Source organism: Blastomonas ursincola (assembly GCF_013607875.1).
GTDB lineage: Bacteria > Pseudomonadota > Alphaproteobacteria > Sphingomonadales > Sphingomonadaceae > Blastomonas > Blastomonas ursincola.
Genome location: NZ_VDES01000001.1, coordinates 909832 through 926176, shown reverse-complemented (window position 1 = coordinate 926176; position 16345 = coordinate 909832). Strand labels below are relative to the sequence as shown.

Genomic DNA, 16345 nt, shown 5'->3' with positions numbered 1-16345 from the left:
CGGCCTCAGTCGGCCCAGTAGAGCCGCATCGGATTGGCGACGAGCAGCTTGTGCTGCAGCTCTGCCGTGGGCGCGATTTCGGGGATGGTGTCGACCAGATGCCCGTCATCGGGCAGCACCTTTTCCATGTTCGGGTGTGGCCAGTCGGTGCCCCAGAGCACGCGGTCGGGATAGGCCTCGACCAGTGGGCGTACCGAACGGACGAAATCGGCATAAGGCGGACCTGCGGCGTCGAGCCGGTCGGCGCAGGTGACCTTGGTCCAGATGTCGTCGCGGCTGTCCAGCAGGCGGCGGAACGCGGTCATGTCCGCGCCGTCCGGCCCCTGGGTGACATCGGGACGGCCCATATGGTCGATCACGATCGGCACCGGGATCGCGGCGAGAAAGGGCTGCAATTCCTCGAGAATGTCCGCCTCGAAATAGACCACGACATGCCATCCGAGCCGCTCGATCCGCCGCGCGACATCGAGGAACTTGTCCTTGGGCGCATCGTCGACCAGCCGCTTGAGGAAGTTGAACCGCACCCCGCGAATCCCGCCTGCGTGGAGCGCATCGAGCTCCGCGTCCGAGATCGCCGGATCGACCACCGCGACCCCGCGCGCCAGACCGTTCGACCGGGCGATGCCGTTCAATGTCGCGCTGTTGTCCGTCCCGTGGCAGCTCGCCTGGACGATGACATTGCGGGCAAAGCCCAGATGACCGCGCAAGGCGAACAATGCGTCGGGTCCGGCATCCTGCGGCAGATACTTGGCCTTGGGGCTGAACGGGAACTCCGCCTGCGGCCCGAAGACATGGCAATGCGCATCGACCGCGCCCGGCGGCGGGGTGAAGCGCGGCTTGCTCGGCGCAAGGTTCCAGCTGCGGATGCGGCCATCGGCGTCGGTGGTGCTCATGCGAAAACCTCTCCATCCATCAGCTTGCGCGCGGTGCGCAGCATGCCCGCCTCGATCGGCTGGCCATTCTCGTCGACGGTGACGACGCATTCGGTGACGCCGGTCGGGTGCTCGACGCCCAGCGTCTTGGTCAGTCCATCGGGGACAGCAGCCACCTTGGCCGCGGGCGATCCCTCAATCAGGCAGGCGGTCGCCACACTGACCGCGCCGAGCACCCCGATCGAGGCATGGACACGGTGCGGGATCAGCGAGCGTACCGCGATCGCACCGCCTTCGCGCGGGGCAGCGACGAGCATCATCTTGGGCACCGATTTGGCCGATACATCGCCGAGATTCATCAGCGGCCCGGCCTTGAGGCGGATCGCCTCGACCTTTGTCTTCATCGCATCATCGGCATCGAGCGTGTCGCGGTCCTCATAGCCGGTGATGCCCATATCCTCGGCGGCGATGACGACGCAGGGCATGCCGTTGTCGATCATCGTCACCGCGACGCCATCGATCTCGTCGACGCCGTTTCCGGTGGGCAGCAGCGCGCCGCAGGACGAGCCAGCGGTATCGCGAAAGGCGAGCGGAATGGGCGCGGCGGTGCCGGGCACGCCGCTGATCACGGCATCGCCGTCATAGCGCACCGTGCCGCCGGGGGTGGCGACGCTGGCGACGGCGACCTGGCCGGTATTCTCCATGAAGATGGCGACGCGGGTGACATCGCCGCTCGGCTCGACCAGCCCGCGCTCGATCGCGAAGGGGCCGACACCGGCCAGGATATTGCCACAATTCTGCGCATCGGTGACGATCGCCTGGTCGACGAACACTTGCAGGAACAGATAATCGACATCGACGCCGGGGCGATCCGATCTGCGCACCACCGCGACCTTGCTGGTCAGCGGGTCCGCACCGCCCATGCCGTCGATCTGGCGGGGATCGGGCGATCCCATGACGCGCAGCAGAAACGCATCGCGCTCCGCCGTGTCGGCGGGCAGGTCGTCCTTGAGGAAATAGCCCCCCTTGGACGTGCCCCCGCGCATCCACATGCAGCGAATGCCGCTCATGAGCCCGTTCCTTTCAGGGGAGCGCGTTCGTTGCCGCCCATTCCGGGCGGAAAACCGGTTCCTACTTTTCCTGAATGGGCGGGCTCACACATATTTCAGGCCCATTTCGGCGAGGCGCGGCCGCATGTTGTAGATGTCGAGCCCCAGCTCGCCTGCTGCCAGCCGCTGGCGCTTGGCTTCCTCGGCGGCCTCGCGCTCCTGCGCCTTTTCCAGCACCGCCGCGGCATCGGCGCGCTTGACCACGCACACGCCGTCGTCATCGGCGACGATCACATCGCCCGGATCGATCGCGGCACCGGCGCAGACGATCGGCACGTTGACGCTGCCCAGCGTGTTCTTGACCGTGCCTTGCGCGAACACCGCCTTGGACCAGACCGGAAAGCCCATCTGCGTCAGGTCGCGCACGTCGCGCACGCCGGCATCGATCACCAGCCCGCGGCAGCCGCGCGCCATCGCACTCGTCGCCAGCAGGTCGCCGAAATAGCCGTCGACGCACGGGCTGGTTGGCGCGAGCACCAGGATGTCGCCGGGCTGCAACTGCTCGATCGCGACATGGATCATCCAGTTGTCGCCCGGCGGCGCCGAGATGGTCACCGCATTGCCCGCGATCCGTGCGCCGGAATAGATGGGCCGCATATGGTGCGCCAGCAGGCCGATCCGGCCCTGCGCCTCGTGCACGGTCGCGACGCCTGCGCTCCCAAGCCCATCCACCACCGCAAGATCGGTGCGTTCGATATTCTGGACAACAATTCCCATGGCGATGCTCCTTGTGCTGCTGCCGTGGCCCCGCGCGCCTGTCTCATGCCAATCCAGATTGTGGACGGGTAATAAGTTTTTGCTATGTGTTGCATTCATGATCCGGCCCTTCGACCTCAACCTCCGCCATCTGCGCGCGCTGGTCAGCGTCGTTGCGCTGCGCAGCCTCAACCGTGCGGCCGAGGCGGCGGGGCTGTCGCAACCGGCGCTGACCCAGGGCATGGCCAAGCTCGAGCGGCAACTGGGCGTGCTGCTGTTTGACCGCCATTCGGGCGGGGTCGAGCCGACATTGGCAGGCGAGGCGCTTTCCGAACGCGTCGAGCGGGCGTTCGTGCATCTGGCCGCTGCGGTCCGGCGGCAGGGCAGGGCGGGAACGCGCGGCTTTTCGCGCCCCGAGCAGCTGATGACTGCGACGCAGCTTCAGGCGTTCCTGCATTTTGCCGATGCGCAGGGCTTTGCCGGCGCCGCGCTGGCGAGCGGGCTTTCGCAACCCGGCATCCACCGTGCGGTGCGCGAGCTCGAGCAGATCAGCGGGCAGGTGCTGGCCGAGCGGCGCGGACGCGGCATGGCGCTGACCCCGGCAGGCCGGGCGATGGCGCGCGGCGTTCGCCTCGCCTCGGGCGAGCTTGCCGCGGGAATCGCTGAAGCGCTGGGCGAGGCGCATCCGGCCACCCGCATCGCCATCGGCGCGATGCCGCTCAGCCGCGCGCTCGTCGTGCCGCGCGCGATCGCGCGTTTTCTGGATGATTGCCCTGGCACGGTCGTCGATGTGATCGAGGGCTCTTGGCGCGAGCTGATCGATCCGCTGCTCGATGGCGTCATCGATGTGACCATCGGCGCGCTCCGCGACACGCCCCCGTCCGATGTCGAACAGGTGCCGCTGTTCACCGACCGGCTCGCAGTGTTCGCGCGCAAGGGCCATCCGCTCGCCGGGCGGCGGGTCGAGCTGGCAGAATTGCAGGCGCAGTCCTGGGTGGTCGGGCCGCAGGGCACGCCTTTGCGCGCGCACTGGCAGGCGCTGTTCGCGGGCGATCCGCCGCCGGTGCCGGTCGAATGCGGATCGGTGATGGTGATCCGCGGGCTCATCATGCAGAGCGACCTGCTGACGCTGCTCTCGCCCGACCAGATTTCGGTGGAGCTCGAGCTGCAGATGCTGGTGCGGATCGATGTCGATCTGCCCGGCAGCGTGCGCACCATCGGCCTCACCACGCGGCGCGGCTGGCGACCGACCCAGGCCCAGCAGCGGCTGGTGGACCTCATCCATCTCGCCTCAAGCGAAACCAGACTTCACTAAAATCAATAAGCCGGGGTGCAATTGGATTGGTGGTGCGGGCGCGCCATCGCCTAGGCCGCTGGCATGACGCTGGACGCAACCTTTATCGGCTTTGGCGAAGCGGGCAGGGCCTTTGCCTGGCCCGGCGCGCGCGCCTTCGATCGCAAGACCGACCTGCTGGCCGAACGCGGCGCGATGCTCGCCGCCTATGCCGAGGCGGGGGTGCATGGCGAGGAGGATGTCGCCACCGCGCTCGCCAAGGCAGAGATCGTGCTGTGCCTGGTCACGGCAGACCAGGCCGTGGTGGCGGCGCGCGATTATGCGCCGATGCTGCGCCCCGGCGCGCTCTGGCTCGACATGAATAGCGTCGCGCCCGCCAGCAAGGCCGAGGCCGCGACGACGATCGAGGCGGCGGGCGGCCGCTATGCGGATGTCGCGGTGATGGCTCCCGTGCTGCCGCAGCGCCGCAACGTGCCGCTGCTGGTTTCCGGCCCGCATGCCGCCGACGCTGCCGAGGCGCTGCAGGCGCTGGGTTTTGCGCATGTCTCCATCGCCGGAGACGCGACCGGCCAGGCGAGCGCGATCAAGATGGTCCGCTCGGTGATGGTCAAGGGGCTCGAGGCGCTCTCTGCGGAATGTGCGCTCGCGGCGGCGCAGGCGGGCGTGCTCGATGCCGTCACCGCCTCGCTCGACGCCAGCTGGAAGCCGCAAAGCTGGGCAGAGCGGTTCGATTACAATCTCGACCGGATGATGGCGCACGGGCTGCGCCGCGCCGCCGAGATGGAAGAGGTTGCCGCGACGCTGGCGGACCTCGGCGTCGACCCCGTCATGACGCGCGGCACGATCCAGCGCCAGCGCGACATCGGCACGCTGCGCATCGCTCCGCCCGATGGCCTGCAGGCCAAGCTCGCCGCCCTCGACATTCCTCAGCTCAAGAGAAGCGCATGACCCTGATCATCGATTGCCACGGCCATTACACGGTCCTGCCCAAGGCGCATGACGCCTGGCGCGAGGAGCAGAAGGCCGCGTTCAAGGCGGGGACGGTCTGTCCGCCCTATCCCGAGATTTCCGACGATGAGATCCGCGAGACGATCGAGGCGAACCAGCTGCGCCTGATCAGGGAGCGCGGTGCGGACCTGACGATCTTCTCGCCGCGCGCCTCGGCCATGGCGCCGCATGTCGGTGACGAGGCGGTGGCGCGCGAATGGGCGCGGCGCTGCAACGACCTGATCGCGCGCGTCGTCGGCCTGTTCCCCGAAACCTTTGTCGGCGTGTGCATGCTGCCGCAAAGCCCCAAGGCGGACATGGCAGGCTCGATCGAGGAGCTCGAACGCTGCGTCACCGAACTCGGCTTTATCGGTTGCAACCTCAATCCCGATCCCGGCGGCGGCCATTTCCAGCATCCGCCGCTGACCGACCGCTACTGGTACCCGTTTTACGAGAAGATGGTCGAGCTGGACGTTCCGGCGATGATCCACGTTTCGGGCAGCTGCAACCCTGCGATGCACGCCACCGGCGGCTATTACATTGCGGCGGACACCATCGCGTTCATGCAGCTGCTGGAGGGCGACCTGTTCGCCGATTTCCCGACCCTGCGCTTCATCATCCCGCATGGCGGCGGCGCGGTGCCCTATCACTGGGGGCGCTATCGGGGGCTGGCCGACATGCTCAAGAAGCCCGCGCTCGACACGCATCTGATGAACAACATCTTCTTCGATACCTGCGTCTACCACCAGCCGGGCATCGATCTGCTCGCCGATGTGATCGACAATAAGAACATCCTGTTCGGCAGCGAGATGGTCGGCGCGGTGCGCGGCATCGACCCCACCACGGGCCATTATTTCGACGATACCAAGCGCTATGTCGACGCGCTGGAGATCAGCGATGCCGAGCGGCACATGATCTTCGAGGGCAATGCCCGCCGCGTCTTCCCCCGGCTCGATGCCCTGCTCAAGGAGCGTGGACTGTGACCCATACCGACATCCACGCCTATCTCGCCGAGTTCGAGGACATTCCCGGCACCCGCGTGTTCACGGCCAAGCGCGCGCGGCAGGGCTATCACCTCAACCAGTTCGCGATGAGCCTGATGAAGCCCGAGAACCGCGAGCGCTTCAAGGCCGACGAGCGCGCCTATCTGGACGAATGGGCGATCAGCGAGGAGGCCAAGCTCGCGGTGCTGGCGCGCGATTACAATGCGCTGCTCGACATGGGCGGGAACATCTATTTCCTGTCCAAGCTGTTTTCCACCGACGGTATCGCCTTTGCCGAGGCGGTCAGCACCATGACCGACATGAGCTGGCCCGAATATCGCCAGATGATGCTCGACGGCGGCCGCTCACCCGAAGGCGTTCGTTCGATCAGGGAGGGACGATAGATGGCCCGGATAACCGCAGGTGTGGGCAGCAGCCATGTGCCGCTGCTCGGCGTGGCGCACGACCAGGGCAAGGAGCGCGACGATTATTTCGGCCCGATCTTCGCCGGGTACGACTGGACCCGCGAATGGGAGAAGCAGGAAAAGCCTGATGTTGTGATCCTGGTCTATAACGACCATGCATCCGCCTTCGACATGAAGTTCATCCCGACCTTCGCGATCGGCTGCGGCGAGCGCTATGCGCCGGCGGACGAAGGCTGGGGTCCGCGCAAGGTGCCCGATGTCATCGGCCATCCCGATCTCGCCTGGCATATTGCACAGAGCCTGATCCTCGACGAATTCGACATGACGATCATCAACGAGATGGATGTCGACCACGGCCTGACCGTGCCGTTGAGCATGATGTTCGGCACGTGTGAGCAATGGCCGACCACGGTCATTCCGCTCGCGGTCAATGTCGTCACCTATCCACCGCCATCGGGCAACCGCTGCTGGGCGCTGGGCGAGGCGATCGCGCGCGCGGTCGAAAGCTTTCCGCAAGACCTCAACGTGCAGATCTGGGGCACCGGCGGGATGAGCCACCAGCTTCAGGGTGCGCGCGCGGGCCTGATCAATCCCGAATGGGACAACCGCTTTCTCGACCTGCTGGAGGCGAACGATGATGCCGTCCGCCATATCCCGCATATCGAATATCTGCGCGAAACCGGATCGGAGGGCATCGAGATGGTGATGTGGCTGATCATGCGCGGTGCGCTGGGCCAGCGCGTGAAGACGCTGCACCGCCATTATCACGTGCCCTGCAGCAACACCGCCATCGGCCATATCGTATTGGCCCCAGATTAGGGATTTCTCAATGTCTGTAATTGACGCTTCTTCATGGGCAAGTCCCCATTGTGCCGAAAGGCGAGGAGAGCGTCATGTCACAGCATATCGTGTTGACAGCTGTACTAAAGGAACTGGACCGTCTGGCTCTTGAGCTCAGGTCTATTGTCGAAAACCAGCCGGAGGACTGGAAGAAGAGCTACGCATCATATCGTCGGCAGCTCGGTTTATGCATAACCGAGATGGTTAATTTGGCAAACCATGATCTTGGATTGAACAGGCGGGATGCCCGGGTGCTCAAGGCCACGGTCGAGGTTTGCCGGGCCAAGCTCGCCAGACATCAGGAACTGCACCCGATCGAAACTCTGGTGCTCGACGGTCCCGATTTCATGGCGTCCTTTGACCGGGTTCACGACTGTTTCATCGAATTCAAGACGGTGATGCAGGACCTGATCGAACGATATGAGGTGGATTGGAAAATTGCCGTTTGAGGTGCTCGATCAGGGCACCGCATTGATGAACAGGAGTGTCTCATGCGTATTGCCCTTGCCGGCGCCGGAGCGTTCGGCGAAAAGCATCTGGATGGTTTGAAGCTGATCGATGGGGTCGAGATCGTCTCGATCGTCAGCCGCCGCCTCGAACAGGCCGAGGCAGTGGCGCAGAAATATGGCGCAATCCACGCCACGACCGAGCTCGACGAGGCGCTGGCGCGCGACGATGTCGATGCGGTGATTCTCTGCACCCCGACGCAGATGCATGCCGCTCAGGCGATCGCGTGCATGAATGCAGGCAAGCACGTGCAGGTCGAGATCCCGCTGGCAGACAGCTGGGCGGACAGCCAGGCGGTGCTCGAAAAGCAGAAGGAAACCGGCCTGGTCTGCATGGTCGGCCATACCCGGCGGTTCAATCCCAGCCATCAATATGTCCACAACCGCATCAAGGCGGGCGAGTTCAACGTCCAGCAGATGGACGTGCAGACCTATTTCTTCCGCCGCAAGAACATGAATGCCAAGGGCGAGCCGCGCAGCTGGACCGACCATCTGCTGTGGCACCATGCCGCGCACACGGTCGATCTGTTCGCCTATCAGGCAGGCCGCATCGTCAAGGCGAATGTGCTCGAAGGCCCGCATCATCCCGAGCTCGGCATCGCGATGGACATGTCGATCCAGCTCAAGAGCGAGAGCGGCGCGATCTGCACCCTGTCGTTGAGCTTCAACAATGACGGCCCGCTCGGCACCTTCTTCCGTTATATCGGCGACAGCGCGACCTATATCGCGCGCTATGATGACCTCGTGAACGGCAAGGAAGAGCCGATCGACGTCAGCCAGGTGGATGTCTCGATGAACGGCATCGAACTGCAGGACCGTGAATTCATCGCCGCCATCCGCGAAGGCCGCGAGCCAAACAGCTCGGTCGCACAGGTGCTCGATTGCTACCGCGTGCTGGGCGAACTCGAACAGCAGTTGCTGGCATGACCGCGCGCCGCACCCAGGTCGCGATCATCGGATCGGGCCCCGCCGGGCTGCTGCTCGGCCATCTGCTCAAGGCGGAAGGCATCGATTGCGTGTTGCTCGAACGCGCGAGCCGCGATCATGTCCAGAGCCGCATCCGCGCAGGGGTGCTCGAGACGGTGACCACCGACCTCATGCACCGGCTGGGGCTGGACGAACGGATGAACCGCGAGGCCATGGTCGAGGACGGCTTCAACCTCGCCGATGGGGACCAGATGGTCCGCATCGACATCAAGGCGCTGACCGGAAAGACCGTCGTCGTCTACGGCCAGACCGAGCTGACCCGCGACCTGATCGCCGCCGCGCCGCAGCGCGAGCTCGAGATCGTGTTCGAGGCGGCCGATCTTGCGCTGCACGGGGTCGACAGCGCGCATCCCAAGGTGACCTACACCAAGGATGGCGTGCCGGCGACGCTCGAGTGCGATTTCATCGCGGGTTGCGACGGCTTTCACGGCCCGTCGCGCCGCGCGATCCCGCAGCATCTGGCGCGCGAATACATGCACGAATATCCGTTCGGCTGGCTGGGCATCCTCGCCGATGTGCCGCCCTGCCATGACGAGCTGATCTATGCCAACGGCCCGCGCGGATTTGCGCTCGCCTCGATGCGCTCGCCGACGCGCAGCCGCTATTACATCCAGGTGCCACTGACCGAGAAGATCGAGGACTGGCCCGAGGACCGGCTGTGGGACGAGCTGGAGCTGCGCTTCAACACTATCTCGCAGCATGGCGTGACGCGCGGCCCGGCGCTGGAAATGTCGATCGCGCCGCTGCGCTCTTATGTGTTCGAGACGATGCATTATGGCCGCCTGTTCCTCGCGGGCGACGCGGCGCATATCGTGCCGCCCACCGGCGCCAAGGGGCTGAACCTGGCCGCGTCCGACGTGCTCTATCTTTCCGATGCGCTGATCGCGCATTACCGGCGCAAGGACGAAAACGCGCTGCTGGGCTATTGCGACCGGGCGCTGGCGCGCATCTGGAAGTCGGAGCGATTCAGCTGGTCGCTGACCAAGCTGATGCACAGCTTTCCCGACCAGAACGCGTTCGAACGGCAGATGCAGGTGGCGGAGATGGATTACCTCTCCCGGTCACCCGCGATGCAGACCGCGATTGCCGAAAATTATGTCGGGCTGCCCGTCTGATGGGTTGATAGCCCCATTTTGCCTGTTCCCCGCGCCCGGTCAGCCCTGCTGGCCGGGCGTTTTGCCATGTTCCCGTAACGGCAACAGTAACTTGCATTGACGAACCTTTATCATAGGTCTAGTATTGCAAGTGACCGGCGACAAGCGCTGGCATTGAGGGGAGGAACTGATTGATGCTGAAGCACAATCTTGTTGCGCGTTGCCGATTCAACCGTTTTTCGATGACCGCGATCGGCCTGGCGCTGATGGCAGCGGTCGCCACGCCCGCCAGCGCGCAGGATGCAGGCGAGCAGGATTCCCAAGGGCCGCAGATTGCCGATATCGTCGTGACCGCGCAGCGGCGCGATTCGACGGTGCAGGATACCTCGGCGGCCATCTCGGCGTTCAGCGCGGAATCGATCGAGACCGCCCGCATCCTCAGCTTCGAGGATCTGGCCGGGCAGGCGACATCGCTCAGCTTCACCGCGCTGTCGCCGATCGACCAGGAATTCAACATCCGCGGCATCACCAACACCCGGCTCGACAGCCCTTCGGCGGACCAGTCGATCGGCATCTTCGTCGATGACGTCTATGTCGGCCGCTCGGGCCTGTTCAACTTCGACATGTACGATATCGAGCGGGTCGAGGTGGTGCGTGGGCCGCAGGGCGTGCTGCTCGGCCGCAACGTCGTCGGCGGCGCGATCAGCATCTACAGCGCGCGGCCCGAGGCGGATACTGGCGGATCGCTCGCCGTGTCCTATGGCAATTACAACGAGAAGCTGGCGCGCGGACACATTACCGGCACGATCAGCGGTCCGCTGACCGGACGCTTGAGCTTCCAGTATCGCAACCGCGATGGCTTCAACCAGGATCTGCTGCACGATGTCGACCTGGACGATGTCGACAGCATCCAGTTCCGCGGTCAGCTGATGGTCGAGCCCGACGACAGCGATTTCACCGCGCGGCTGGTGTTCGATTACACCAAGGACAATTCCAACGGCTTCCATTCGGTCGCGATCGATGGCCCTGCGGCAGGTTCGGGCCCGTGGAGCGCGGCGCGCGCTGCCATCGGCACCATCCGGGGCCGCCCGCTCAAGCTGCGCGAGGGCCTGCCCGAATGGCCGCGCTACAAGGGCGACACTGCCGATACGCCGCAGCAGCTCAACCGCGAGGCGTGGGGCTTGTCGCTGCGCATGGACCAGGGGCTGGGCGGCTTCGGCACATTGTCGTCGATCACCGGCTATCGCAAGGGCGAGGCGTTCAACGTCTATGATCAGACCGGCATCGGCCCCGATAACGGCTTCGGTGTCATCTCGCCGACGCTGTTCACCTTCCCGGTGAACGAGGACGAGGACATCCGCCAGTTCAGCCAGGAACTGCGCGTGGTCTCCGAAGAACAGTCCGATCGCGGCTTCGACTGGATTTTCGGTGCCTATTACCAGCATGACAAGGTGCGCAAGCTCGACCGCTTCTGGGCCGAGGTGCCGCTGACCGTGCTGACCACGCTGTCGGGCGAAAGCCGCTGGGACAACCGCGCGACGAACGAGAGCTACGCTTTCTTCGGGCAGCTTGGCTATCGCTTCTCGCCGAAGCTGCGCATCGTTGCGGGTATCCGCTACTCGCGCGACCGCAAGGGCGGCATCGTGACCGGCACGGCGACCGAAGGCGGCGACAAGTTCAACCCGAACGATCAGGTCGCGCTGACCCCGCTCGCCGGCACCTTCCGCGAGGGCCAGAGCTTCACCGCGCGCTATTCGGACAGCTGGAGCGAGATCACGCCGCAGGCGACCATCGAGTTCAAGCCCAATGACGACATGCTGTTCTACGGCACCTTCTCGACCGGCTACAAGGGCGGCGGCTTCGAGGACGATCCGGCCAATGCGGCAGCAGCGGTTTCCAGCTATGACCCCGAAACGGTGACCAGCTTCGAACTTGGCGGCAAGCTCGACCTGTTCGATCGCAGGCTGCGGCTCAACGTCGCGGTGTTCGACATGAAGTACAAGAACCTGCAGGTCACCCAGACCTCTGCAGCGTGCCTGTGCAACATCACCGACAATGCAGCGGACGCCAAGATCCAGGGTATCGAGGCCGAAGCAACCGTGGCGGTGGCGACGGGCCTGACACTGTCGGGCGGGCTGACGCTGCTCGATACCAAGTACATCGCCTTCATCGATTCGCTCGGCAACGACAATTCGGGCAACTTCCTGCAGCGCACGCCCAAGGCGCAGTGGAATGTCGCGGCGGATTTCGTGACCGATATCGGCGACTGGTCGGATTCGCTGCGCTTCAACGTCAATTACAGCCACCAGGCGCGGTTGTTCTGGGCACCCGACAATCTGCAGCGCGAAGGCGGCTATGGCCAGCTGGGCAGCCGCGTGTCGTTCACCCCGGGCAATGGCAACATCACCTTCTCGCTCTGGGGTCGCAACCTCACCAACACGCTCTATCGCACCAACATCATTGCGTTCTTCGGCGATGAAGTCAGCCGTCTGGGCGCCCCCCGCCAATACGGCGCAGAGGTCTCGGTCAAGTTCTGAAAGCCTGATCGAGGCAAAGAAAAGGGCAGCCGGTGCGGTCCGGCTGCCCTTTTTGTTGTGCTGGGATGAATCCGTTCAGAAGCGGCTGTAGCTCAGGTCGCCCTTGCCCTTCTCGCCGATATGCATGCGCGGGTCCTCGGGCTTGAACATGCCCAGACACCAGCCCTCCGCCATCGGCATGTCGCGGTTCCAGTCGAGCGTGATCTTGCGGTGCGCGATGCGCCATTCGCCGTCGCGCTTCTCGAACCGGTCGACGATGCGCCCGCCGGTCAGCGTGTCCCATTTCTCGCCCGCCTTGCTGAAGCGTGCGAAGGTGAGGACATAGCATTCGGCGTAAGCGAGGCTGTCGCTCTCGAATTCGACATGCAGGTTGCACAAGTAATGTCCCATCACGTCGCCGCCCTGCATCCGCTCGATCGCGCCGTCGATATAGGCGCGCGCCGGGCCCGAATAGGTGCTGCCATGCTCCTCGATGCTGTCGTCGAAATAGCAGCTGTGCAGCATGTCGGCATCGGCGCGATCGACCCCGCGCGCATAGCGGGCAAGGCAGTCGGCAATGTCCTGCTTGGCGAGCATCGTCTCCAGCGTGTTGGCATATTTCATGTCAGCGCCTCCCGTCGTGCAGCGCCTTGGCCATCGAGCGCTTCAATGTGTACGGATCGCGCGCCAGGAAGGCGCGGACGGATTCGGCATGCGGGTCGGTATCGAGCTCGTCGACCTTGCGCGCGGCGGCCATCAGGCCGGCCTTGCCGATGTCGCGCGGGCTCGACTTGGCCTGCCAGGTGACATGCTCGGCCATGCGGGTGTCGACCGAGCCTACGATCAGCGCGGCAACATGCGTGCCCTGCGGTTCCAGCTCGGCGCGCAGGCAGTCGCTTGCGGCGCGCGCGGCAAACTTGCTGGGGCTGTAGCCGCCCATGTTGGGCACCGCGCAGATGCCGCCCGCCGACAGTACGTTGACAATGGCACCGCCGCCATTGGCCTTGAGGATCGGCGCAAACGCGCGGACCATCGCCAGCATCCCGAAATAGTTGGTGTCCATCTCATTGCGCGCGAAGCTCATGTCCTCGGCCTCGAGCAGCGTCTGGCGGTGGAAGGCCCCGGCATTGTTGACGACCAGATCGACATCGGTGCAGCGCGCGGCCGCCGCTGCGACCTCGTCATGCTTGGTGACGTCGAGCTGGATCGGCAGGGCGCGGGTATCCCCGGTGCTGCGCGCGGCTTCCTCGGCATCGGCCAGCTGGCGCGAGGCGAGATAGACCCGCGCCGCGCCTTGGGCGAGCAGTTCCTCCACAAAGCCGAAGCCGATACCGCGATTGGCCCCGGTGACGATGGCGGTGCATCCCTCGATCTTCATGCTGCGATCTCCTCGCCGCTGCGCTGGCGCGCCCATGCGCCGTAGAGAATGTCGTCGGGCTTTTTCGCGCCGCGCACCGCCTTGCCCATATCCGGGATGATCATGCCGCGACCCCAGGTCTCGTTGATCGGCATTTCATGGTTCCATTCCCAGGCGAGGCGGCGATGCGCGATCTTCCATGCGCCGTCGCGTCGCTCGAACCGGTCGACGCAGCGCGCCATGGTCAGGCTGTCGAACGATCCGCTCTCCGCCTCGCGGCGCGAGAAGGTGAGGAAGTAGCATTCGGTGACCGCCAGATCGGCGTCGAGAAACTCGACCGAAATGTTGGTGCACAGGTGCGACATCAGCGGCGCGGTGGGCAGGATCTTCGCCATCAGCGCGACATAGTCGGAGGCGGGGCCGACATAGACCCCGCCATGATCCTCGATCGCATCGGGATGATAGGCGGCGCGGATCAGGTCGACATCGGCGCGGTCGGCCCCGCGCGCATAGCCGATCAATATGTCCTCTATCTCCTGCCGGTCGAGCAGTTGTTCCACGGTCAATCGCATCCTCATCCTCCGATATGGCTTGTGTCTATGGTTGCATAAAGATCGGCAAAGGCGCTTTCGGCGCCCGGAAATTCGCGTGCGCCGTCCATTGAGGCGATCGGGTCGAGATGCTCGGCGACCCAGGCGCTGCTGTCATCGGGGGCGGATGCGCCGCGCCCCTCGACCATCCGCGCGCGGCGATAGCGGCGGCCACCGGCGAGGAAGATCTGGCCGTTGACGCTGCACGCCTCGCTCGCGAGATAGGCGGCCATTCCTGCCGCATAAGCCGGGTCGAGCCGCGGATCGCCCGCGACGCCATCCTGCGCGGTCATCGGGGTGGACGCATAGGGGCACAGCACGTTCACCCTGACCGCCGTGCGCTTCAGTTCGTCGGCCAGCGTCAGCGCCATGGCGTTCAATGCGCCCTTGGATGCAGCATAGGGGATGCGCCCGCGCACGCCGTGCAGCCCGGCCGACGACGAGACGAACACCATCCGCCCGGCGGGGCTCTGCAGCAGATGCGGCAGCGCGGCCTGGGCGAGCGCGACCTGGGCGAGGAAATTGGTGTTCAGCACCTCGCCAAGCGCCGTCATGTCCATATCGGGCAGCTTGGCCGCCGGGCCGATAATCCCGGCATTGAACACGATGGCATCGATCCGCCCGAACGCCTCGAGCGCGGCCTTGACGAGCGCCTGGGCCGCGCCGGGGGCGGCAATGTCCTGATAGTTCGCGGTGGCCCTTCCGCCATTCGCCCGGATCGCGTCCGCGACCGCTCCGGCGCTGTCAGGCTGGCCCTTGCGCAGCCGGTTGTTGACCAGCACCGCCGTGCCTTCGGATGCCAATGCCTTGGCAAAGGCGGCGCCCAGGCCCTTGCCCGCACCCGTGACGATGACCGCGCGCTCGACGCTGGAATCCATGGCTTTCTCTCTCCCGCTGAGAAGAGGCTAACCAGTTTGGTATGATAATGAAAGTGATAATTGCGGGTGCGGCCAGGGTTGTCGTGGCTCACCCCATCGCGGCGCGCTTTCGTCATTCCCGCGAACGCGGGAATCCCGCTTCCTTCACCCTATCCGAAATAGCGGGACCCCCGCCTTCGCGGGGGTGACGGTGAATTGCGTCATGCCAGAGCAGCGGTGTCAGGCCGAAACCGGCTGCCTCTCGTCCTCCGCCCCGGCCACCTCGATGAGGCGGAAGTCGACATCATGCGCCTCGAGCGGCTGGCGGCAGTGTGAGCAGACCACCTGGGGTTCGAGCCTATGGCCGCAATTGCGGTGGGTGAGCAGCACCGGGGGGCCGTTGGGCGAGCAGAAATACTTGTCGCCCCACATCATCAGCATCAGCAGCGCGGGATAGTAATCGACGCCCTTGCGGCGGAGGCGATACTCGAAGCGTGGCGGGCTCTCGATATATTGCTCCTGCCGGATCACCCCGATCGAGGTCAGCCAGGCCAGCCGTTCGGCGAGGATGTTGGTGGCGATCGCGGTGTCGCGGCGGATGTCGTCGAACCGGTTGATGTTGGTGAAGATCGACCGCATGATCAGGCTCGCCCAGCGGTCGCCCATGATCCGCGCGGCCTCGTCGAACAGCGTGGCCGCGCTTTCGGTGGTCTCGCGCTGCTGGCGGCGGCGCGAATAGACCGGCTCCATCATGCCAACGCCGGGGCCGGGTTCCCATTCCATCTGCGTCGCATCGATCGTCTGGTTGCACGCCTTGCATGCAGGCTCGGGCTCGAACACATGGCCGCAGCTCTTGTGCGTCAGCTCGACCTTCAACTTCGTGCGGCCTGCGCCCCAGCGCTGTTCCCAGCGCAGCAGCATCAGCGAAGTCCAGTAGAGATCGCGGCCCTTTTGCGTCAGCACATATTCGTGCCGGTTGCCGCCGTCGCTGCTGGGGCATTTCTCGATCATGCCATTGGCGATCAGCCGCTTGAGCCGGTCGCTGAGCAGGGCTTTCAGCAGTCCGGTGCGCTTGCGCAGCGCATCGAAGCGCCGGGTGCCCAGCCAGATCGCCTCGATCACCAGCACCGTGGGCGCATCGCCCACCACTTCCAGCGCCCGCCAGATCGAGCAGGTACGAATGAGTTGTGGTTCAACAGTCACGCCCGCCACAATAAGCACGCCGGAGCGAT

17 protein-coding genes are annotated in these 16345 nt (G+C 65.0%); 9 read left to right on the top strand and 8 right to left on the bottom strand.

Annotated elements, in window-relative coordinates; all coding sequences use genetic code 11:
• Positions 1-5: 5 nt before the first annotated feature.
• The 3 genes from FG486_RS04315 to ligK all read right to left on the bottom strand — a co-directional run bounded on the left by FG486_RS04315 (position 6) and on the right by ligK (position 2698).
• Positions 6-893: an amidohydrolase family protein gene (locus FG486_RS04315; RefSeq protein WP_181266565.1), complete on the bottom strand. Its 888-nt coding sequence runs from the start codon at positions 891-893 to the stop codon at positions 6-8.
• Positions 890-1942, bottom strand: coding sequence for a 4-oxalomesaconate tautomerase (locus tag FG486_RS04310; protein WP_241695577.1), 1053 nt, complete (start codon positions 1940-1942; stop codon positions 890-892). Before FG486_RS04310 ends, FG486_RS04315 begins: the two co-directional genes overlap by 4 nt.
• A gap of 84 nt (positions 1943-2026) precedes the next feature.
• The gene (gene ligK / locus FG486_RS04305) at positions 2027-2698 is read right to left on the bottom strand and encodes a 4-carboxy-4-hydroxy-2-oxoadipate aldolase/oxaloacetate decarboxylase (protein ID WP_181266564.1); all 672 of its coding nucleotides are present in this window, start codon (positions 2696-2698) and stop codon (positions 2027-2029) included.
• A gap of 97 nt (positions 2699-2795) precedes the next feature.
• Between ligK and FG486_RS04300 the strand changes: the two genes are divergently transcribed.
• The 9 genes from FG486_RS04300 to FG486_RS04260 all read left to right on the top strand — a co-directional run bounded on the left by FG486_RS04300 (position 2796) and on the right by FG486_RS04260 (position 12330).
• Positions 2796-3992: a LysR family transcriptional regulator gene (locus tag FG486_RS04300; RefSeq protein ID WP_181266563.1), complete on the top strand. Its 1197-nt coding sequence runs from the start codon at positions 2796-2798 to the stop codon at positions 3990-3992.
• Between the two features lie 63 nt (positions 3993-4055).
• Positions 4056-4919, top strand: a complete 864-nt coding sequence (locus tag FG486_RS04295) for an NAD(P)-dependent oxidoreductase (RefSeq protein WP_181266562.1) — start codon at positions 4056-4058, stop codon at positions 4917-4919.
• Complete coding sequence (locus tag FG486_RS04290; RefSeq protein ID WP_181266561.1) at positions 4916-5941, top strand: amidohydrolase family protein; 1026 nt, start codon at positions 4916-4918, stop codon at positions 5939-5941. The genes FG486_RS04295 and FG486_RS04290 overlap by 4 nt, the downstream gene beginning before the upstream one ends.
• Positions 5938-6345, top strand: coding sequence for a protocatechuate 4,5-dioxygenase subunit alpha (gene ligA, locus FG486_RS04285; RefSeq protein WP_181266560.1), 408 nt, complete (start codon positions 5938-5940; stop codon positions 6343-6345). Before FG486_RS04290 ends, ligA begins: the two co-directional genes overlap by 4 nt.
• Positions 6346-7185, top strand: coding sequence for a class III extradiol dioxygenase subunit beta (locus FG486_RS04280; protein ID WP_181266559.1), 840 nt, complete (start codon positions 6346-6348; stop codon positions 7183-7185).
• Between the two features lie 74 nt (positions 7186-7259).
• Entirely contained in the window at positions 7260-7655 is a 396-nt protein-coding gene (locus tag FG486_RS04275; RefSeq protein ID WP_031318647.1) for a hypothetical protein, read from the top strand.
• Positions 7656-7697: 42 nt separating this feature from the next.
• The gene (locus FG486_RS04270; protein ID WP_181266558.1) at positions 7698-8639 is read left to right on the top strand and encodes a Gfo/Idh/MocA family oxidoreductase; all 942 of its coding nucleotides are present in this window, start codon (positions 7698-7700) and stop codon (positions 8637-8639) included.
• Positions 8636-9814: a 4-hydroxybenzoate 3-monooxygenase gene (gene pobA / locus FG486_RS04265; RefSeq protein ID WP_181266557.1), complete on the top strand. Its 1179-nt coding sequence runs from the start codon at positions 8636-8638 to the stop codon at positions 9812-9814. The genes FG486_RS04270 and pobA overlap by 4 nt, the downstream gene beginning before the upstream one ends.
• A gap of 173 nt (positions 9815-9987) precedes the next feature.
• Complete coding sequence (locus FG486_RS04260; protein WP_181266556.1) at positions 9988-12330, top strand: TonB-dependent receptor; 2343 nt, start codon at positions 9988-9990, stop codon at positions 12328-12330.
• A 75-nt stretch (positions 12331-12405) separates the two neighbouring features.
• Here the strand turns inward: FG486_RS04260 and FG486_RS04255 are convergent, their stop codons facing one another.
• The 5 genes from FG486_RS04255 to FG486_RS04235 form a co-directional block, all read right to left on the bottom strand.
• Positions 12406-12933, bottom strand: a complete 528-nt coding sequence (locus FG486_RS04255) for a nuclear transport factor 2 family protein (protein WP_181266555.1) — start codon at positions 12931-12933, stop codon at positions 12406-12408.
• A 1-nt stretch (position 12934) separates the two neighbouring features.
• Positions 12935-13687, bottom strand: coding sequence for an SDR family oxidoreductase (locus FG486_RS04250; RefSeq protein WP_181266554.1), 753 nt, complete (start codon positions 13685-13687; stop codon positions 12935-12937).
• Positions 13684-14238 (bottom strand): nuclear transport factor 2 family protein, encoded by a 555-nt coding sequence (locus FG486_RS04245; RefSeq protein WP_181266553.1) that lies wholly within the window; start codon positions 14236-14238, stop codon positions 13684-13686. The genes FG486_RS04250 and FG486_RS04245 overlap by 4 nt, the downstream gene beginning before the upstream one ends.
• A gap of 2 nt (positions 14239-14240) precedes the next feature.
• On the bottom strand, positions 14241-15134 hold the full coding sequence (locus FG486_RS04240; protein WP_181266552.1) for an SDR family NAD(P)-dependent oxidoreductase: 894 nt from the start codon (positions 15132-15134) through the stop codon (positions 14241-14243).
• Positions 15135-15353: 219 nt separating this feature from the next.
• The gene (locus tag FG486_RS04235) at positions 15354-16316 is read right to left on the bottom strand and encodes a winged helix-turn-helix transcriptional regulator (protein ID WP_231750226.1); all 963 of its coding nucleotides are present in this window, start codon (positions 16314-16316) and stop codon (positions 15354-15356) included.
• Positions 16317-16345 lie beyond the last annotated feature (29 nt).